The organism is Streptomyces sp. NPDC050433 (genome assembly GCF_044458565.1).
Taxonomy (GTDB): Bacteria; Actinomycetota; Actinomycetes; order Streptomycetales; family Streptomycetaceae; genus Streptomyces.
On the sequence record NZ_JBITIB010000012.1, the window covers coordinates 1 to 19439 of the forward strand.

Annotated in this window: 19 protein-coding genes; 10 read left to right on the top strand and 9 right to left on the bottom strand. The window is 71.1% G+C overall.

Annotated features, from left to right (window positions below; all coding sequences use genetic code 11):
• The first annotated feature begins 351 nt into the window (after positions 1 to 351).
• Complete coding sequence (locus ACIBLA_RS16295; RefSeq protein WP_399198966.1) at positions 352 to 774, top strand: DUF3592 domain-containing protein; 423 nt, start codon at positions 352 to 354, stop codon at positions 772 to 774.
• Here the strand turns inward: ACIBLA_RS16295 and ACIBLA_RS16300 are convergent.
• Complete coding sequence (locus ACIBLA_RS16300; RefSeq protein WP_399198967.1) at positions 756 to 1628, bottom strand: NAD(P)H-binding protein; 873 nt, start codon at positions 1626 to 1628, stop codon at positions 756 to 758. The genes ACIBLA_RS16295 and ACIBLA_RS16300 overlap by 19 nt on opposite strands.
• Positions 1629 to 1709: 81 nt before the next feature.
• On the opposite strand from ACIBLA_RS16300, the gene ACIBLA_RS16305 reads away from it, so the two are divergent.
• Together ACIBLA_RS16305 and ACIBLA_RS16310 are read left to right on the top strand one after the other, a co-directional pair.
• Entirely contained in the window at positions 1710 to 2636 is a 927-nt protein-coding gene (locus ACIBLA_RS16305; RefSeq protein ID WP_363246711.1) for an AraC family transcriptional regulator, read from the top strand.
• A gap of 93 nt (positions 2637 to 2729) precedes the next feature.
• Positions 2730 to 3554 carry an NAD(P)H-dependent oxidoreductase gene (locus ACIBLA_RS16310; RefSeq protein ID WP_363246710.1) on the top strand — a complete coding sequence of 275 codons (825 nt, stop codon included), beginning with the start codon at positions 2730 to 2732 and terminating at the stop codon, positions 3552 to 3554.
• 76 nt (positions 3555 to 3630) lie between these two features.
• Here ACIBLA_RS16310 and ACIBLA_RS16315 read toward each other — a convergent pair whose 3' ends face one another.
• The 3 genes from ACIBLA_RS16315 to ACIBLA_RS16325 form a co-directional block, all read right to left on the bottom strand.
• On the bottom strand, positions 3631 to 4353 hold the full coding sequence (locus ACIBLA_RS16315) for a chitinase (protein ID WP_363246709.1): 723 nt from the start codon (positions 4351 to 4353) through the stop codon (positions 3631 to 3633).
• A 229-nt stretch (positions 4354 to 4582) separates the two neighbouring features.
• Positions 4583 to 5101, bottom strand: a complete 519-nt coding sequence (locus ACIBLA_RS16320) for a lytic polysaccharide monooxygenase auxiliary activity family 9 protein (protein WP_399198968.1) — start codon at positions 5099 to 5101, stop codon at positions 4583 to 4585.
• A gap of 352 nt (positions 5102 to 5453) precedes the next feature.
• Positions 5454 to 6581 (bottom strand): hypothetical protein, encoded by a 1128-nt coding sequence (locus ACIBLA_RS16325; RefSeq protein ID WP_399198969.1) that lies wholly within the window; start codon positions 6579 to 6581, stop codon positions 5454 to 5456.
• 328 nt (positions 6582 to 6909) lie between these two features.
• On the opposite strand from ACIBLA_RS16325, the gene ACIBLA_RS16330 reads away from it, so the two are divergent.
• The 6 genes from ACIBLA_RS16330 (at position 6910) to ACIBLA_RS16355 (ending at position 13922) form a co-directional block, all read left to right on the top strand.
• Positions 6910 to 8010 carry a LacI family DNA-binding transcriptional regulator gene (locus ACIBLA_RS16330; protein WP_399198970.1) on the top strand — a complete coding sequence of 367 codons (1101 nt, stop codon included), beginning with the start codon at positions 6910 to 6912 and terminating at the stop codon, positions 8008 to 8010.
• 2 nt (positions 8011 to 8012) lie between these two features.
• A complete protein-coding gene (locus ACIBLA_RS16335) occupies positions 8013 to 9338 on the top strand; it encodes an extracellular solute-binding protein (protein WP_399198971.1) in 1326 nt (441 codons plus the stop codon).
• A 14-nt stretch (positions 9339 to 9352) separates the two neighbouring features.
• Positions 9353 to 10279 (top strand): sugar ABC transporter permease, encoded by a 927-nt coding sequence (locus ACIBLA_RS16340; protein WP_363246704.1) that lies wholly within the window; start codon positions 9353 to 9355, stop codon positions 10277 to 10279.
• Positions 10280 to 10371: 92 nt separating this feature from the next.
• Positions 10372 to 11205 carry a carbohydrate ABC transporter permease gene (locus ACIBLA_RS16345; RefSeq protein WP_363246714.1) on the top strand — a complete coding sequence of 278 codons (834 nt, stop codon included), beginning with the start codon at positions 10372 to 10374 and terminating at the stop codon, positions 11203 to 11205.
• 81 nt (positions 11206 to 11286) lie between these two features.
• On the top strand, positions 11287 to 12303 hold the full coding sequence (locus ACIBLA_RS16350) for a glycosidase (protein ID WP_399198972.1): 1017 nt from the start codon (positions 11287 to 11289) through the stop codon (positions 12301 to 12303).
• A complete protein-coding gene (locus tag ACIBLA_RS16355; protein WP_399198973.1) occupies positions 12300 to 13922 on the top strand; it encodes a glycoside hydrolase family 13 protein in 1623 nt (540 codons plus the stop codon). Before ACIBLA_RS16350 ends, ACIBLA_RS16355 begins: the two co-directional genes overlap by 4 nt.
• 31 nt (positions 13923 to 13953) lie before the next feature.
• On the opposite strand, the gene ACIBLA_RS16360 is transcribed toward ACIBLA_RS16355, so the two are convergent.
• Positions 13954 to 14748, bottom strand: a complete 795-nt coding sequence (locus ACIBLA_RS16360; RefSeq protein ID WP_363246701.1) for a nucleotidyltransferase domain-containing protein — start codon at positions 14746 to 14748, stop codon at positions 13954 to 13956.
• Between the two features lie 268 nt (positions 14749 to 15016).
• Here ACIBLA_RS16360 and ACIBLA_RS16365 point away from each other — a divergent pair, with 268 nt between their 5' ends.
• Positions 15017 to 16063 carry a glutathione S-transferase C-terminal domain-containing protein gene (locus ACIBLA_RS16365; RefSeq protein ID WP_363246700.1) on the top strand — a complete coding sequence of 349 codons (1047 nt, stop codon included), beginning with the start codon at positions 15017 to 15019 and terminating at the stop codon, positions 16061 to 16063.
• A gap of 69 nt (positions 16064 to 16132) precedes the next feature.
• On the opposite strand, the gene ACIBLA_RS16370 is transcribed toward ACIBLA_RS16365, so the two are convergent.
• The 4 genes from ACIBLA_RS16370 to ACIBLA_RS16385 form a co-directional block, all read right to left on the bottom strand.
• Positions 16133 to 16861, bottom strand: a complete 729-nt coding sequence (locus ACIBLA_RS16370; RefSeq protein WP_363246699.1) for a Clp protease N-terminal domain-containing protein — start codon at positions 16859 to 16861, stop codon at positions 16133 to 16135.
• A gap of 77 nt (positions 16862 to 16938) precedes the next feature.
• Complete coding sequence (locus tag ACIBLA_RS16375; protein ID WP_363246698.1) at positions 16939 to 17358, bottom strand: hypothetical protein; 420 nt, start codon at positions 17356 to 17358, stop codon at positions 16939 to 16941.
• Positions 17359 to 17416: 58 nt separating this feature from the next.
• Positions 17417 to 18304: a sigma-70 family RNA polymerase sigma factor gene (locus tag ACIBLA_RS16380; RefSeq protein ID WP_399198975.1), complete on the bottom strand. Its 888-nt coding sequence runs from the start codon at positions 18302 to 18304 to the stop codon at positions 17417 to 17419.
• A gap of 166 nt (positions 18305 to 18470) precedes the next feature.
• Positions 18471 to 19412, bottom strand: coding sequence for a TetR/AcrR family transcriptional regulator (locus ACIBLA_RS16385; protein WP_399198976.1), 942 nt, complete (start codon positions 19410 to 19412; stop codon positions 18471 to 18473).
• Between the last annotated feature and the right edge of the window lie 27 nt (positions 19413 to 19439).

Below are 19439 nucleotides of genomic sequence, written 5' to 3' on the forward strand. Positions count from 1 at the left end.
AGCGACACACCGTCGAGAGCGGTCACGGCGTTCTCGGCCGCCCCGTAGACCTTGGTGACGTCAGCCAGGCACAGAGCCTCCGCGCTCCTCGCCGGCCCGGTCCTGCTCTTACGACGAAACATGGTCGTTCCTCCCCCTGGGACACTTTCTGTGCCGCGTGTATGAAGTTACGCACGATCCGGAGGCTGCGCATTGGGCGTACGACCCTGGTCTGGGGTGTCGCTGGGTACACCCCTACCGTGAATACCAACGGCCGTCCGGGGTCGGGGGTCAGGCGACCGGCGGCCTTCGCGCCCCGTCATGATCTGTAGGCAAGTTGACCGGCGGCCGTGAGCGGTGCCGCGAGGGAGTGTGAGTGCTGTGTCCGGCTGGTTGTTCCCCCTTGGGTTCGCCGTCGTCGGCGCCGTGGTCTTCGGCATCGGGTTCGTCGGTCTCTGGCGGTCCCTCGCCCTGTGGCGCGACGGAGTCCGGGCGTCGGGCCAGGTCCTCCGGCTGGAGACGACGTACAACGGGCAGGGCCACCGGATCCACCGCCCGGTGGTCGGCTGGGTCACCGGCGAGGGCCGGCACATGGAGGTGGAGTCGACGTACGGACGGTCCTGGGTGGGCAGGTTCCGGCCCGGATCGCCGGTGCGGATCCGCTACGACCCGCGGCGCCCCGAGCGGATGCGGATCGAGGGCTACGGACAGGGCGTGCAGGTCGTCTTCATGCTGGTCGGCACGGCGTTCATGGCGGGCGGGATCTCCGTGGCGGTTCAGATGGCGTCGCTCTGACGCCAAGCGCCGTCCGCCGCCGCCGACTTCACGAACTCACGGAAGTCGCGGGGTGCCCGGCCGAGCGCGCGCCGTACGCCGTCGGAGACATGGCTGTCCAGCCCCCGCCGCAGCGGGGACAGCGACTCCGCGTAGTCCGCGGCGGACAGCCCCTGGGTCCTCAGCTCGGTGACGAACTCCTCGGGGGACAGCGGCACATAGCGGATCTCCCGCCCCGCCGCTCCGGAGATCTCGGTGAGCGCCTCCGCGATCGTCAGCGCGCGGGGACCCGACAACTCGTACGTCCGCCCGCCGTGGCCGTCCTCGGTGAGCGCGGCCACGGCGACGGCTGCGATGTCCTCGGCGTCGACGAAGGAGGCCGCGCCGTCGCCCGCCGCCAGCCGGAGTTCACCGGTGAGGACCGCGTCCAGGAAGAATCCCTCGCTGAAGTTCTGCGCGAACCACGCGGGCCTCACGATCGTCCACCTGACCCCGGTACCGGTCCCGCTCCCGGTGCCCAGCGCGCGTACCGCGGCCTCGCCGTCGACATGTGTCGGACCCGCCGCGCCGGCCTCCCCGGCGTACCCCGGCACATCCACGCCGCGCCCCGACAGCAGCACGATCCTCTCCACGCCTTTCGCCACGGCGCGCCCGACGAAGGGCCGCGTCAGCGACTGCCCGTCGAACGGCACGACGTACATCGCCGTCACACCGGCCAGGGCCCCGTCCCATGTCGTCCGGTCCGTCCAGTCGAAGCGCGGCTCGCCGCCGCGTGACGCCACCCGCACGGCGACGCCGCGCTCACGCAGCCGGGCCACCACCCGGCTGCCGGTCGTACCCGTGCCGCCCACCACCAGAATCAGCTCGTCTCTCATGGGCTCAGTCAACCCGCCCCGGCCGAGACGATCCATGGCTGACATGCTCAATTCGATGTCTCAGCGTCTACGCTGACGGACATGGATGTGCTGACGGACCTGCTGGACGGGGTACGGGCGCGCGGCGCCCTGTTCAGCCGTACGGTCATGACCTCGCCGTGGTCTCTGCGGTTCGCCTCCGGCGCGCCGCTCACGCTCGCCACCGTGCTGCGCGGCGAGGCGTGGCTCGTCCCCGCCGAGGGCGACGCGGTGCGCGTACGGTCCGGCGACATCGCGCTCGTCCGGGGCTCCGCGCCGTACACGGTCGCGGACGACCCCGGCACCCCGCCGCGCGCCGTGATCGGCCGGGCCGCCTACTGCGGTACGAGCGATCCGACCGCCGTCCCCGAGGCCGCGACCGTGCTGCTCAGCGGCGCGTACGAGAACGAGGGCGGCGTCAGCGAACGGCTGCTCCGCGCGCTCCCGCCCGTCCTGGTCATCCCGGACGCCGACTGCCACTCGCCGCTGCTCACGCTCGTGGCCGCCGAGACCGCCCGCGACATCCCCGGCCAACAGGCCGTCCTGGACCGGTTGTTGGACCTGCTGCTGATCTCCACACTGCGGGGCTGGTTCGACCGGCCGGAGACGCCGGCGCCGCCCTGGTACCAGGCGGCGGACGACCCGGTGGTCGGCCACGCGCTGCGGCTGCTGCACGACCGTACGGCCGACCCGTGGACGGTGGCGAAGCTGGCGGCCGAGTCGGGAGTCTCGCGCGCCGCGCTGGCCCGCCGCTTCACCGCGCGGGTCGGTGAGCCACCGATGACGTACCTCACCGGGTGGCGCATCTCCGTGGCCGCCGATCTGCTGCGCGGGACGGGCGACACGGTCGGCGCCATCGCCCGGAAGGTCGGCTACGCCAACACCTTCGCGCTGAGCGTCGCCTTCAAGCGGCTGCGGCACATGACGCCGAGCGAGTACCGCGCCGGGTCTGCTTCTGGGGCCCAGGAGGCGTCGGTGGCGCGGCAGTAGCATGGAAGATTCATCAACGCCGATCAACGCCAATCCACGCTGATCAGGGTTGATCGGCACCGACGCCGTACCAGGAAAGGCAGGTGGCCGACCGTGCGCGTGCTCTGGCTGTACGCCCATCCCGACCCACGCTCGCTGAACGGCGCGCTGCGTGACGAGGGGATCGCCGTCCTGCGTGAACACGGGCACGAGGTGGTCGAGTCGGACCTGTACGCCATGGAGTGGAACCCGGTCGTGGGCCACGGCGACTTCCACCACGACCCCGACGAGCGGCTCGACGTCCTCACCGAGTCCCAGTACGCCCTGGAGAACGGCACGCTGAGCGAGGACATCCGCACGGAGCAGGAGAAGCTTCTGTGGGCCGACACCCTCGTGGTGCAGTTCCCGCTCTGGTGGTTCGGACCACCGGCGATCCTCAAGGGCTGGTTCGACCGGTTGTTCATCCAGGGCTTCGCCCAGGGCGTGCTCGACCCCGAGACCGGCCGGGCACAGCGTTACGGCAGCGGCGGACTGGTCGGCCGGCGTGCACTGGTGCTGACGACGGTCGGCGCCAACGCGGCGACAACCGGGCCACGCGGCATCCACGGCGACATCAACGAGGTACTTTTCCCACTGCTGCACGGCACGTTGTGGTATCCGGGCATGACCGTGGTGCCGCCGCTCGTCGTCAACGGAGCGGTCAAGCTGTCCGAGGCGGAGTACAAGGCGGCGGTGGGCCTGCTGCGGCAGCGGCTGCTGACGATTCCGCAGACCCAGCCGATCCCGTACCGGAGCCAGAACGGCGGCGACTACGACGCCCATCTGGTGCTACGTCCCGACCGGGCGCCGGGCGAGGAAGGCATCCACATCCACTACGTCGCGGGTGGCATCGACGAGCGGTGCGAGCGCACCGGCGGCGACGACGAGGCCGACAGATAGCGGCGTGGGCGGCAGCGGCGTGGGTGGCACCGCCGCCACGGCGGTGCCACCCCGTACCGGCGTCCCAAGAGCCGCGTCAGCAGCTGAGGTTGCCGCCCGTCTCCACACCGAGGATTCCGGCGAATTGGGTGTACTTGTCGATACGGCTCTGCACCTGGGCGGGGTTTCCGCCGTTGCACTCGATACTGCCGTTGATGCTGCGGATCGTCTCACCGAATCCGGCGCCGTTCACCATCGCGTTGTGCGGCGTCATGGTGCCGGGACCGCTCTGGGTGTTCCAGTACCAGAGGCCGGTCTTCCACGCGACGGCGGAATCGTTCTGCACAAGATCGGGGTTGTTGAGCAGGTCGATACCCAACGCGTCCCCCGCCGCCTTGTAGTTGAAGTTCCAGCTCAGCTGGATCGGCCCGCGCCCGTAGTACTTGTCGGTGCCCGCCGGGCAGCCGTAAGGCTGCGAAGCGTCGCAGTAGTGCGGGTAGTTGGCGGTGTTCTGCTCGACCACATGGACAAGTCCACCGGTCTCGTGACTGACGTTGGCCAGGAATGCCGCGGCCTCCTGCTTACGTACGGTGTCACTGCCCGTCCCGGTGAATCCCGGATACGCGCTCAGGGCGGCGTTCAGCCCACCGTAGGTGTAGAAGGGATTCTTGTTCGGGAACATCTGGTTGAACTGCGACTCGCTGACGATGAAGTCGGCGGCGTCCTTCCCGGCGGCGGACGAGAAGGGGGCGAGCGAGGTCAGGGAGAGGGCGGCGGCCGACGCTGTCGCGGCGAGCAGACCGATAAGGCGCTTACGCAAGGGATTCACTCCTTGGAAGGGCCTCGGAGCATGCCGCGGCCCAGGGATGTGGGGGGTGTGGGGGGTGGGGTCGAGCGGCGCCAGTGAGCCCCTTCTCGCAGATCAGGGGCTCACCGGCGCGCGGATCGGGCACCGTCCGGCGCAGGGAGGGGCACCGGTAAAACGTGGTCGGGCGGTCAGTGCTTCTTCGGCGGAGGGATCGTGGTTACCGGCCCCGCGGGAGAATTCGTCAGCCGCCGATGTTCACGTCGATGCACGCGTAGAACGCGTTCGTGGTGTCCGCGATGTTCCAGACCGCGAGAATCTTCTGCTTGCCGGACAGACCGCCGAAGTTGACGTCGTGGCTGACCGTGGCTCCGGGCTGCGCTCCGCCGTCGTTGAATTCCGCGACCTTCTGACCGCCGACGAAGTACTGCCAGGTGCTGGTGGCGTGCCGCGCGGTGATCTTCCAGTTGAAGGTCTGGCTGGAGCCGATCGGGGTCACCGCCCAGCCCTTGTTGTCGTCGTCCAGTTCACCGAAGCGGGAATTCCCACCGCTGCAACTGGTCAGTCCCTTGGGGCCTTCGACGCTCTGGGGCTCGTACTTGATGTCACCGCAGCTGACGGTTCCGGCGGCGCACTGGGCCTGCCTGCTCGGCGGGTCGGAGATATAACCGTGGGCGCTCGCGGAACCCGCGGGAAGGCTGATCGCGACGATCGGCGCGATCACCGCACCGAGGGCGACGGCCATCTTCCTTTTCGACTGCATGTGTTACTCCTTCACATCAGGTCTTCCCGGTCCGTAACGGTCCGTGGGGGGACGTGAATACGGCTCGGGCGGGCCTCTCAGGTGTGGGGCCAAGAGGCGCGAAGGGCGGTGGCGGACGGCCTTGGACGAAGGCTCATTTGGGGGGCTTTCGGCAAAGGTCTTGACCACTTGGACTAGACCATACAGGCCGTCGCGTTCACGTCAAGAGTCCTGTGTGAACGATCAGTTGGACGGGTGGCGCGCGACCCGGCCCCGCCCGACGGGCAGTTGAAGGGGTGCCGCGACACGACCGTCCCCCGCTCGTGGTCGGTGACGGACCGCGAACGGGGGACGGGGTGTGAGGCGCGGATTCTCAGCTGTCGTTGGCGGCGTCCACCGTCGGCGCGGGCCGCCGCGGTGACCGCTGAATCGCCTTCTCCGCGGCCCTCCGCATCGCATTCTGACGGGTCATCAGGGTGAGTCCGGCCAGCGACAGGGCGACCGCGGCGCACCCCATCGCGACGAGACTCGCCCAGTCGAAGTGCGCGCCCAGACCGCTCTGGAGCAGATCGAGGGCGCCGAGGCCCGACAGGGTGTGAGCCGCGATGATCCCGACGGCCGTGGCCGCGCTCACGGCCCAGATCCGAGCCGTGTCGGCCATCGCGAGCCACGCGCCGACCACCAGGCAGAGCACGGTGACGACGAGGGAGGCGACGTCCGCGTACCCGCCGGAGCGCAGGTCGGCGAAGTCCATCGGCAGATGGATCACACCGCAGGCGAGCAGCGCTACGGCGGCGGGTCGGCGCAGCGGCGACCGGAGGGGGGAACGCAGGGCGAACGAGGGCGTACGGTCCCCCGACCTGGCACCGGTCCGGACGCCGGCGGGCGGAGCGAGGCTCGGCACCACGGGCGGCGGACCCGCCGGGGCGCTCGTCCACGGCGCGACATGCGGGTCCGGCTCCCGCGCGTGCTGCTCGCGCACGTCCCGCTCTCGCCGGTCCTGCTCGTCCGGCGAGTCGAACAGTGTCGGCGTCTGCGGCGCCCGCGCCGGCTCAGGGCGCTTCCCGTCGTTGCGGTGGGCGGTCGTGAAGGGAGGCTCGTTCTCATGGGTGCCGAGATACGACAACAACTGCGCCACTTCCTCGATCGGCCGGCCGACAGCTGCGGCGCGCAGCGTCGTATCCGCCTCGTCGATCTCGTGCGGCGGCTCGTTCAGCATGGCGACGAGTTGCATGACCTCGTCCATGGGACGGGCCACCGCGGCGACCCGCAGGGCCTCGTCGCCGGGGTTGGGCACTTCACCGGTCCGCTTGAGCAGCATGACCAGCGCGGCCACTTCCTCCAGCGGTCGGTACGTGGCGGCCGTCCGGAGCAGCGTGCGTATGGGCTCCTCGCCGGACTCCGTGACCGGGTCCCATGTCCCCGCGCGCCACTCGGCGTCCGGGTGCCGCTCTTCGTACGGGTGGTCGTGGTTGGTGGAGGTGATGGGGTCGAGCGGCATGGCGCGGCTCCCTTGGGGTCGAACTTCACGGTGTGTGATCAGCACGCACGCGTTGCTACAACAAACCCACACCTGCCTGAGTTGCGCCATCCGGGACCTGGATAGCTGCGGCATAAGGGGGGCGCCGGGCCGCACGCACGGCACCCTCAACCCCGCACGGTGACGTTCTCTGTCGCCGGGCGTCCGATCTCGTCCCGACCCTTGACATCGCCGGAGCCAAACCGCTTCAGTACTGCCATTGCGTTCGAGCTAAACCGGTTTAGACAATCGATGTCGACGTGGCCTCCGATGCGGCTGACGACGTCGTTACCGACGTGAGGGAGACTCCATGGGCCGGCGTCCGACCATCGCCGACGTCGCCAAGCGGGCCGGGGTGTCCCGCAGTTCCGTCTCTTTCGCCCTGAACGACCGGCCCGGACTCGCCGGGGAGACGAGGCGCCGCATCCTGGCGGCCGCGGAGGAACTGGGGTGGCGGCCCAGCCGGCAGGCCCAGGCGCTGTCCCGCGGCGTGGCCGGGGCGCTCGGGCTCGTACTGGCCAGGGACACCGACGCGATCGGCGCCGACCCGTTCTTCCCCGCCTTCATCGCGGGCATCGAATCCGTGCTCGCCCGGCGCGGAGACGCCCTCGTCCTGCATGTCACCGAGCCCGCCGACGAGGACGCCACCTACCGCCGCCTCGTCGCCGACCGCCGGGTCGACGGTGTCCTTCTCACCGACCTGCGGGTCGACGACCCCCGCCCGGCGCTGACCGGCGAACTCGGCCTGCCCGCCGTCGTGGTGGGCGACCCCGGCGGGGCGGGGGGACTGTGCGCCGTCGGTCTCGACGACCGGCCCGCCTTCGCCGCCGCCGTACGGGAACTGGCCGCCCTCGGCCACCGGCGTATCGCGCACGTCGCCGGACCGCAGGAATTTCGCCATGCCCGCCGCCGCCGCGAGTCGTGGGAGCTGGCCATGCGGGAGGCGGGTCTGCCCGAAGGACCGGTCCTGCCCGGCGGTTTCACCGCCGCGGGCGGCGCCAGGGCCACCCGCGAACTGCTCGCGCTCGCCCCGGACCGCCGCCCCACCGCCGTGGTCTACGCGAACGACCTGTCGGCGACCGCCGGACTCGCTGTCGCGCAGCAGTTCGGTCTCACCGTCCCCGGTGATCTGTCGGTTGTCGGCTACGACGACACACCGCTCGCCGAGTACACCCATCCCCCGCTCGCCTCCGCACGCGCCGACGCCCTCGGCTGGGGCGCCGCCGCGGTCCGCGCGCTGGACGAGGTCATCGCCAACGGGCGCGCCGACAATGTCGCGCTGCCCCCGGCGGAGCTGGTACGTCGCGGCTCCATGGGCCCCGCGCCGAGCGCCGACGCCCGGAGCGCCGACGCCCCGGACGTCCCGAGAGCGACCACCGAGACCACCGAGACCACCGTACGGAGCGAGTAGCCATGCCGAGCACGCCGAGCACGCCAGGCACGCGCCGAACATCCCGTACGAAGACGGCGGCCGTCCTCCTCGCGTTCGCCCTCACCGGCACCGCAGCCGCCTGCTCCCGCTCCGGTCCCGACAGCGCCGCCGCCGCCGACGCGCGCGGGCCCATCACCGTGTGGCTGTCCAACAACGCCCAGGAGGTCGCCTGGGGCGAGAAGATGATCGCGAGCTGGAACAAGACCCACCCCGACCAGCACGTCAGCTCCCAGCAGATACCGGCGGGCAAGACCTCCGAAGAAGCCCTGAGCGCGTCGATCATCGCGGGCAACAGCGCCTGTCTGGTCTTCAACACCTCGCCCGCGTCCGTACCGCAGTTCCAGAAGCAGGCCGGGCTCGTCCCGCTGGACGGCTTCCCCGACGGCGCGCGGTACATCGAGTCCCGCACCGGCGACCGCGCCCAGCAGTACCGCTTCGAGGACGGCTCCTACTACCAGCTGCCCTGGAAGAGCAATCCGGTGATGATCCTCTACAACAAGGACATCTTCCGGAAGGCCGGACTCGACCCCGAGAACCCGAAGCTCGCGACGTACGACGAGTTCCTGTACAGCTCACGGAAGATCGTCAGCAGCGGCGCCGCCGACGCGGCGATCTGGCCCGCGCCGACCTCCGAGTTCTTCCAGTCCTGGTTCGACTTCTATCCGGCGTTCATCGCGGAGAGCGGCGGCACGGCGCTCGTCGAGGACGGCGAGCCGCAGTTCGACAGCCCTGCGGGCCGGCGGGTGTTCGACTTCTGGCGGACCGTCTACCGGGAGAAACTCGCCCCGAACGAGACCTTCCCCGGCGACGCGCTCGGCGGCGGCAAGAGCGCCATGTCGACCGTCGGACCGTGGGCCGTCGCGGCGTACAAGGACAGCATCGACTGGGGTGTCGTCCCCGTACCCACCTCCGACGGCCGCCCCGCCTCGAAGATCTCCACCTTCAGCGACCAGAAGTCGATCGCGATGTTCAGCGCCTGCGAGAACCGCGCCACCGCCTGGGACCTGATGAAGTTCGCGACGTCGCGCGAGCAGGACGGTGCCTTCCTCGCCGACACCGGCCAGATGCCGATGCGCCCCGACCTCCTGCGTACGTACGCCGACTGGTTCGCCGAGAACCCCGACTACCGGGAGTTCGCCGACCAGGCCGACCGGACCGTCGAGGTACCCGCCGTCGCCGGCTCCATCGACGTCTGGCAGACACTGCGCGACGGCTGGACCCGCTCGGTCGTCTTCGGCCGCGAACCCACCGGCGAGGAGCTGCCCAGGCTCTCGCGGGACATCACATCCCTCCTCGACGAGTACTGAGGACTGAGGCCCGTATGAGCACCACCGGCACTCCCGCCCCGAAGAGGTTGGCCCTCCCACCCCGACGGCGCCTTCGCCCGCCCCGTGTCGGCGCACTCTTCGCCACGCCGTACGTCCTGTTCGTCACCGCGGTCTTCGCCGTGCCTCTCGGCTACACGGTCTGGATCTCCTTCCACCGCTTCTACTTCACGGCGCCCGGCACCGACATCGACACCCCCTGGGTCGGACTGCGCAACTACCAGGACGTGTTCAGCGATCCGGTCGTCCAGCGCTCCTTCCTCAACATCGCGATCTTCCTTGTGATCAACGTGCCGCTGACGGTGGTGCTCGCGCTGGTCCTGGCGAGCGCGCTCAACGCGAAGCTGCCCTTCCGGTCGTTCTTCCGGGCCGCGTACTACCTGCCCTACGTCACGGCGAGCGTGGCGCTCGTCGCCGTATGGCAGTACCTGTTCGGCACCGACGGACTCCTCAACACCGTCCTCGGCGACCTCGCCCCCGACCCGTCCTGGCTGGTCAACTCCAGCCTCGCGATGCCGGTGATCGCCGTCTTCGTCACCTGGAAACAGCTCGGCTTCTTCGTGATGCTGTATCTCGCCGCGCTCCAGAGCGTCCCCAGGGAGCTGTACGAGTCGGCGTCCATCGACGGCGCGGGCCGCGTCCGGTCCTTCATGGCCGTGACCGTGCCGGGCGTACGCCATGCCACCACCCTCGTCACGGTGTTCGCCGTCATCACCGGCGCCAACCTCTTCAGCGAGCCCTATCTGCTCACCGGTGGCGGCGGCCCCGACCACGCCTCGTCGTCGCCCGTGCTCGTCATGTACCAGAAGGGCATCGAGCAGGCCCACCCCGACTTCGCGGCGGCGCTGGGCGTGGTGCTCGTCGTCTTCGTGGTCGTACTCGCCCTGGTCGCCCGCAAGTTCACCGAGAAGGGAGCCGAGTGATGAGCGCCGACACGGCCACCCCCGCCACCGCATCCGTCCCCGCCGGGCTTTCAGGGGACCCGCGCCCCCGACGGGGCGTCGTACGCCGCGTCATGGCCGACGGTGGCCGTCCGCTGCGGCTCGCCGTGCTCACCCTCGGCGCGATCGCCTTCCTCTTCCCCTTCTACTACATGGTCGTCGGTTCGCTGGGAAAGGTCACCAGCGGCGAACTCGACGGCGCGCTCCCACGCCCCGGCCACACCACCACCGGTAATTACGAGAGCATCAACGGCGCGATCTCGCTCGGCCGTTCACTCGTCAACTCCGGCGTCTTCACCATGGGCGTCCTGCTGTGCACGATGGTCTTCGGCGTACTCACCGGCTACGCACTCGCCAGGCTCCAATTCCGCGGCCGGGGCACACTCTTCGCCGTACTCCTCCTCATCCAGACCGTTCCCTTCCAACTGCTGATGCTGCCTCTGTACGTCCTGGTCGTACGCGACTACGGACTCGGCGACAGCTACCTCGGCATGATCCTGCCGTTCGCGATCAACTCCACGGCCGTCTTCCTCTTCCGCCAGTTCTTCCTCCAGGTTCCCGCCACGTTCTTCGAGGCGGCCCGTATCGACGGAGCGAGCGAGCTGCGCATCCTGTGGCAGATCGCCGTCCCGATGGTCAGACCCGCGCTGCTCAGCGGCGCCCTGCTGACCTTCATCGGACCGTGGAACGAATTCCTCTGGCCGTTCCTGGTCACGAAGGACGCGGACATGCAGCCGCTCGCCGTGTCCCTCGCCGGATTCATGAGCAACCTCCAGGGCACGGTCGCCAACCCGACCGGCGCCCTCATGGCGGGCGCCTGTGTCCTCGCCGTACCCGCCGTGGTCCTCTTCCTGCTCTTCCAGCGCCACTTCACCCAGACCGACATCGACTCCGGAACAAAGGGCTGACCCACCGTGCACCACAGCGCCACTTCCCCCCGCACCCCCAGCGCCACGATCCCCTTCCGCCTCGTGCGACAGGGTGTGGTGATGTCACCCCTCCCCGGCGAGCCGAACGAGGCGGAGGGCGTGCTCAACCCCGCCTCCGGCCGGACCCCCGACGGCACACTGCATCTGCTGCCCCGCCTGGTGTCCGCGGGCAACGTCTCGCGCGTCGGCCTCGCCGAGGTCGTCCTCAGCGACGGCGTCCCGACCGGCGTCGAACGGCGTGGCGTCGTCCTCGCCCCGGACGCCGGCTGGGAACGCGGCAAGAACAACGCGGGCGTCGAGGACCCGCGCGTCACCTGGATACCGGCCCTCGGCCTGCACGTCATGTCGTACGTGGCCTACGGCCCGCTCGGCCCGAAGCCCGCGCTCGCCGTCTCCGACGACCTCACCACCTGGCGGCGGCTCGGCCCCGTCCAGTTCGGCTACCAGCCCGACCTCGACACCGACCTGAACCTCTTCCCCAACAAGGACGTCGTGCACTTCCCGGAGCCCGTCCCCGGGCCGGACGGCGAACCGGCGTACGCGATGCTGCACCGCCCGATGTGGGACCTCGGCTGGTTCCGCCCCGGCGAGGGTGTCCATCTGCCGTCCGGAATCACCGACGAGCGGCCCGGCATCTGGATCAGTTACGTGCCCGCCACGGAGGTGGCACGCGACATCACCGCCCTGACCCGGCCGCGTGACCACCGGCTGGTCGCTCTGTCCGCACACCCCTGGGAGAGCCTGAAGATCGGCGCCGGTCCCGCGCCGATCCGCGTCGACGAGGGGTGGCTCCTCATCCATCACGGAGTCTCCGGTGCCATCGAGGACCCCTTCGTGCAGAACCAGAAGGTCAGTTACGCGGCCGGTGCGATGATCCTCGACCCCGCCGATCCGGCCGTGGTCCTCGCCCGCTCGGCAGAACCACTGATGGCGCCCGAGACGGAGGAGGAGCGCTCGGGCACCGTACCGAACGTCGTCTTCCCCACCGCGATCGAGGAGATCGACGGCGTACGCCACGTCTTCTACGGGATGGCCGACGCGCACATCGGGGTGGCCCGGCTGGAGCGCGTCGGATGACCGAAGGGGGTGCGGGTGGACCCTGGTGGCGTGACGCGGTCTGTTACGAGATCCACCCGCGCTCCTTCGCGGACTCCGACGGCGACGGTACCGGCGATCTGCCGGGAGCCACCGCGCGGCTGCCGTACCTGCGCGACCTCGGCGTGGACGCCGTATGGCTCACGCCCTTCTACCCCTCCCCGCTCGCCGACGCGGGCTACGACATCGCCGACCACACCGCCGTCGCACCCGACCTCGGCACCCTCGGCGACTTCGACGCTTTCGCCGCGCGGGCACACGAGTGCGGGCTGAAGGTGCTCGTCGACCTGGTCCCCAACCACACCTCCGACGCGCACCCCTGGTTCCGCGAGGCGCTTGGCGCGCCGGCGGGAAGCGCGGCCAGGGACCGGTATCTGTTCCGTCCAGGCCGTGGCGTACGGGGCGAGGAACCGCCCAACGACTGGCGCTCCGCGTTCGGCGGCCCGGCATGGAAGCGCACGGACGACGGCGAGTGGTATCTGCATCTCCACGCGCCCGAGCAGCCCGATCTGAACTGGTACCACCCGGGCGTGGCGGCCGACTTCGAGAGGATCCTGCGGTTCTGGCTGGACCACGGCGTGGACGGCTTCCGCGTGGACGTCGCCCACGCCCTGTTCAAGGACCCGGCCCTGCCGGACGCGGGCCCCGGCCAGCACGAGGATCCGACGCGCAACCATCTGATGCCGTACTACGACCGCGAGGAACTGCACCCCCTCTACCGCAGCTGGCACCGGCTGCTCGCCGCCCATCCCGCCGGACCGCCCGGTGCCGCGCCGCCCGAGGAGCGGCTGCTCGTCGCCGAGGCGGCGGTCTTCGACCCCGCCCGGCTCGCGCGCTACGTACGCCCCGGCGAGATGGGGCAGAGCTTCAACTTCGCCTTCCTGGAGTGCCCGTGGGAACCGGCGGCGATGCGGGCCGTCGTCGAGGAGTCCGTCGCAGCCATGACGGCGGTGGGCGCTCCGGTGACCTGGGTGCTCTCCAGCCATGACGCGGTCCGCCCCGTCACGCGGTACGGCGGCGGGCCGGCCGGCGTTCGGCGGGCGCGGGCCGCCGCGCTGCTCATGCTGGCCCTGCCCGGTACGGCGTACGTCTACCAGGGGGAGGAACTGGGCCTGCCCCAGGTGGAGTTGGCCGACGACCGGCTGCGCGACCCGGTGTGGGGCAGGTCGGGAGGGACCGAGCGGGGGAGAGACGGCTGCCGGGTCCCGCTGCCCTGGACCGGCGGGCATCCGCCGTACGGGTTCTCCTCGGCCGCCCCGGCCGACTGCTGGTTCCCACAGCCCCACGGGTGGGCCGGGCTCACGGCGGATGCCGAACGCGACGATCCCGGCTCGATGCTGGAGCTCTACCGGGCGGCCCTGCGGCTGCGGCGGTCCGGCTCCACGCGGGCGGTGGCGGACGGCGGCGCGCTGCGGCTGCTGTCGCCGCCGGGTGCGTCGCATCTGGCGTTCGACCGGGGGGACGGGCTGCTGTGTGCTGTCAACTTCGGCCCGGACCCGGTACCGCTTCCCGAGGCCAGGACACAAGTGGTCCTGGCGAGCGGGCCGTTGACGGACGAGGGGCGGCTGCCGGCGGACACCGCCGTATGGCTGCGGCGGTAGGTGGCCTTGGGCCTCGGTGGGCTCAGTGGGCTCAGTACGCGGAGACCGAGGCGAACAGGGCTTCCGCCTCCGCGACCGAACCCGCCAGTTCCCCGGGGTCGGTGCTCAGCTCCGCCGTGATCATGTCGACATCCCGCAGGCCCGCCCGCCGCAGCAGCGTCTTCTCGTTGGTCACCCACTCGCCGCGCGCCGCCAGCACAGCGTGCGCGGTCTGCGTCGCGGCGATGGCGAGATTCCCGACGACCTCGGTGAGACGGCCGTACGGGACATGGTTGGCCTTCGTGTATCCGAGTGTCATACGCGCGTTGTCGAGCCAGCGCCCGGGCGCCGTCTCGCGCAGCGCCGCCGGATAGCCGGGCTGCGGGAGTTCGCCCCGCAGCACCCGGTTGATGCCCAGCTCGGCGACGACCAGATAGCTGGGGATGCCGGCGAGATGGAACATCAGCGGCTCCAGGTGGAAGCGGCCCTGCTCCGCCTCGGCCAGTTCGTGCTCGACCACCGCGAGATCGCGGTAGTGCACGTCGACGCTGCGACCCTCGACCGTCAGCCACGCACCGCCGTTGAAGACACCACCTCCCCAGCCGCCGATCTCGGAGACCTCGCCGGGCCAGCCGACGGCCCGCAGATCCGCCGGGTCGAAGTCCCCTTCGTCGCCGCCCTCGTAGTAGACGGCGAGGTCCCAGTCGCTGTCGGGGCGTTCGGTGCCCTGGGCGCGCGAGCCGCCGAGCGTCACGGCCATGACGGCGGGCAGCGCGGCGAGCACGTCGGCGGTGCGGTCGAGGAATTCACGGTTGCCGGCGCCTGAGGTGTCACTGACTGCGTTCATGGGGCGAGGAACCTCTCCGAGGTGCGTGAGGAAGGAGTGATCGGTCCGGACACCCCACCGTTCCACACGCAGCCCATGGGCGTGGCCACCAGCTCCCGGCGGCCGTCGCGAACAGGCCCAGGGGTTGGAGAGCCAGGCCCGCCCGCGTCCGTAAGTGTGTTTCCGCGCGTGCTGGACAGCGTGGAACAGAGCACGGGGGAGCGATCCGTCGATGATCGAGGTCCGGCCCCCGGCTCTCGGCGGAGGCCCGACCCGGGGAAGGACGGCCATGAGCGACTCGACCGGCGCCGCGCAGGGGCCGCAGGGGGCAGAGGGGAACGCCGCCTACGGCAGGAAACCCTTCAAGCGTTCCAGGAGCCACTTCGCCGACCGTGTCACCGCCGACGGCCGGGACGGCTGGCCGGTCGAGGCGGGCCGCTACCGCCTCGTGGTGAGCCGCGCCTGCCCGTGGGCGAGCCGCGCCGTCGTGTCCCGGCGGCTGCTCGGTCTGGAGGACGCGCTCTCACTCGCGATCGCCGACCCGATCCAGGACGACCGCAGCTGGCGCTTCACCCTCGACCCCGGCGGCCGGGATCCCGTCCTGGGCATCCGCTTCCTCGGCGAGGCGTACGACGCACGCGAGACGGGCTACCCCGGTGGCGTCAGCGTGCCGGCGATCGTGGACGTGCCGAGCGGGAAGCTCGTCACCAACGACTTCCAGCGGATCACGCTCGACCTCGCGACCGAGTGGACGGCGCTGCATCGCCCCGGAGCGCCCGACCTGTACCCGGAACCGCTGCGCGCGGAGATCGACGAGGTGATGGAGGGCATCTACCGGGACGTCAACAACGGTGTGTACCGGGCCGGTTTCGCGACGGAACAGAACGAGTACGAGCGCGCGTACCGCGATGTGTTCCGCCGGCTCGATCTGGTGGCGGAGCGGCTGGCCGGTCAGCGGTATCTGGTCGGGGACACCATCACCGAGGCCGACATCCGGCTGTTCACCACGCTGGTGCGCTTCGACGCCGTGTACCACGGGCACTTCAAGTGCAACCGCGCGAAGCTGACGGAGGACCCGGTCCTCCGGGCGTACGCGATGGACCTCTTCCAGACGCCCGGATTCGGTGACACGGTCGACTTCGACCACATCAAGCGGCACTACTACCAGGTGCACACCGGCGTGAACCCCACGGGCATCGTCCCCCTGGGGCCCGATCTCGCCGACTGGCTGGCACCTCACCACCGCGAACGGCTGGGCGGCCGTCCCTTCGGGGACGGCACCCCGCCGGGCCCGGTCCCGGCGGCCGAGGAGGTCCCGTCGGCGGGCCGCCCCTGACTCGCACGCCGCCGGCCCGGCGCGCCTCCCCTCGCAGGCGCGCCGGGCCGGGACGTGCCGCAGCCCCGGTCAGGCGGGCGGCTGCTCGTCCTCCTGAGCCGCGACGAAGGCGGCCAGTGCCTCGGCGACGTACGCCTCGGCCGCCGGCTTGCCGATACCGAGCCCGCTGAGCACCCCCTTGCCGTCCTCCAGCTCCAGCAGGGCGAGCAGGATGTGCTCGGTCCCGACGTAGTTGTGTCCCAGGCGCAGGGCCTCGCGGAAGGTGAGTTCCAGGGCCTTCTTCGCGCCGGCGTCGTACGGGATCAGTTCGGGCACGCCCGGCACGGCCGGCGGCAGGATCGCCTCGGCCGCCTCGCGCAGTGCCTCCGCGGTCACGCCCTGCGCGAAGACGGCCCGCGCGCCGATGCCCTTGGGCTCGCTCAGCAGCCCGAGAGTGAGATGTTCCGGCCGCGTCTGGTCGTTGCCTGCGGCACGGGCCTCCTCCTGGGCTGCCATCACCACCAGCCTGGCCCGGTCGGTGAAGCGGCTGAAGCCCTGACTGGCGTCGAGATCCGCCCCCTCACCCTTGGTGACGAACCGCTTCTGCGCGGCCTGCCGGGTGACCCCCATGCTGCGGCCGATATCGGTCCAGGAGGCGCCGGAGCGGCGTGCCTGATCCACGAAGTGACCGATCAAGTGATCGGCCACATCGCCAAGATGATCCGCGGCGATGACCGCGTCGGAAAGCTGGTCGAGAGCGTCGGTGTGAACCTTCTTGATGGCGTCGATCAGATCGTCGAGCCGGATGGGATGAGTCATGTGTCAACCTTAGGTTGACATGCTGTGGGTGTCAACTGACGGTTGACACCCACTGTCGAGGCGTGGTGGGTCGCCGGTCAGGCGCCTCCGCCGTCCGGATCGCCGGCGAGTGCGCGTGCGGCGGCCACCTCGTTCGCGTCCCAGCCCCAGTGCCCGGCGCCCGGCTCCCGAGCCTGTTCGTCGATCCAGCGGTTGTGCGCCTCCCAGGCCGCCTGTTTGCTGGTGCCCAGGGCCGCGCCGATCTGTGACCACGAGGCGCCGGACCGGCGGGCGGAGCGTACGGAGAGCTGTCGCCCGTATCCCGCCTTGCGGGCGATCACCTCGCCGAGTGCGAGCAGTTCCAGCGACTCGCCGCGCGTGAGCGCGTCCGCGTCCGGGAGTTCGGGGTCGTCCTCGTCGGCGGGGGACGCCAGGGCGTCGCGGGTGCGCAGCGCGTCGTAGCGCGCGACGGCGCCGGGCAGCGTGTACCGGTGTTCCAGCTCGTCAGGTGTGGACATGACTCCATCCTGTTCGTCAGGTGGGCTTGACGTCAAGCCCACCTGACGAACCTATCGCTCAGCCCTCGTCGAGGACCGTCAGATCGAGCCGGGCCAGCCGCTCCGGGTCGTTGAGGACGGCGATGGCGGAGATCCTGCCCTTCGTGACCGTGAACGCCATGACCGAGATCGGCCGGCCCTCCGCCGTCGCGACAGCCCCCGCCGCACCGTTGACGAGTGCGGGCCGCGCCACCTCCGCGAACTGGGCCGCGTAGATCGCCCCGCCCGCGACGGCCGCCGCACCACGCACCAGCCCGCCCGGACGCAGCGTGCCGCCGTCCGCACGCAGCACGATGTCCGGGTCGAGGAGCGCGACGAGCGCGTCGAAGTCGCCGCCCCGAGCCGCCGCCAGGAACGCGTCCACCACCTCGCGCTGCTTGGCGACATCCGGGTCCGGGGCCGGAGCCGCCCCCTGCACCCGCCGCCGGGCCCGGCTGGCGAGCTGGCGTGCGGCGGCCGGAGTGCGACCGACGACGGGGGCGATCTCCTCGAAGGGCACGGCGAACAGATCGTGCAGGACGAACGCCAGGCGCTCGGGGGGAGTCAGCGATTCGAGTACCACGAGCAGCGCGAGGCCGACCGAGTCCGCGAGCAGCGCCTCGTGCTCCGGATCCACGCCGTCCGCACTGCTGATGATCGGGTCGGGCAGCCGTACGCGCTCCTCCAGCGGTTCCTCACGCCGTGAGGTGCGCGAGCGCAGCATGTCCAGGCAGACCCGGCCCACGACCGTCGTCAGCCAGCCGCCCAGATTCTCGACCTCGCTCGTGTCGGAGCGGTGGAGCTTGAACCATGCCTCCTGCACCGCGTCGTCCGCCTCGCTCAGCGAACCGAGCATCCGGTAGGCCACCGCCCGCAGATGGGTGCGGTGCGCCTCGAACCGCCGCGCCAGGAACTCGTTGTCGTCCATCGCCGTACCTTTCGACCCGTGCCGTCAGTGCGTGCCTTCACTGGGATGACGGACGGGAGCCCGCCGATGTGACCGAAGCCGAGTGAGCCACGGATGCGGGCCATACGTCAGGGAGGCCGCCCCGGCGAGCCAGTCGCGCCGGTCGGCGGCCAGGGGCGGCAGCAGATCAGTCCTTCGGGTCCGGCGGCAGCCCCATCGCATCGGCGAGCGCGTCGATCTCCGACGTGAGCAGGGTGCTTCCACGGTGGCCCATGCCCGCGAACTGGCCCTGGACCTCCAGGCTGACCACCCCGTGCATGCGCGACCAGACCGTGACCGCACCGGCGAGAGCCGGGCCGGGATCGGCATCGGGGGCGTACTCCCGCACCCACTCGGCCACCGCCGGTGTGGTCTCGGCCCAGGCCGCCAGCTCGGACTCCAGAGCCACGGCCGCCGACCGGGGCGACCCCTGCGCGAGCACCCCCAGGAATGGGCCGAGGACGGCCCGCGCGCTGTCGACCGTCTCGCTGGGGGCCTGATAACCGGGCGACGGCGCGCCCGCCAGTAGCTGATACAGATGCGGGAACTCGACCGCCCACTTCCGGTACGTGGCGGCCAGCGCGTGCAGCCGTTCACGCGCGGGCCGGTCGGGGGGGGGGGGGGGCCCCCCCCCCCCCCCGCCCGCGCCATACCCCGAGCCATCGACGGACACGTAGGTGAGGCGGGCGGCCCCGCTGCCCCACGAAATGTAGATCGCCCGACCGGGGGCCCCCCCCCCCCCCCCTTTTTCCGCCCCGGCCGGCGCCCCCCCCCCCCCCCCGGGGGGGGGGGGGGGGGGGGGGGGGGCCCGGCGCGGGGGGGGGGGGGGGGGGGGGGGGGGGGCCCCCCCCCCCCCCCCCGCGCCGGCGACTTCCCCGTAGCCTTCGACGATCAGTTCGGTGAGCAGGGCGTCCCGGCTGCCGAAGTACTTGTAGAGCGCCGGACCGGTGACCCCCAGCTCCCTGGCGATCGCGTTGAGACTGAGCGAAGCGGGGCCCCCGGCGGCGATCTGCCGCAGCGCGGCCTGCTTGATCTCCGCGCGCACATGGTCGCGGTAGCGCTGCCGAGGAGTGTCCTTGCCGACCGGCACGGGCGCAGCCTTCCGTTGCTTATAGGC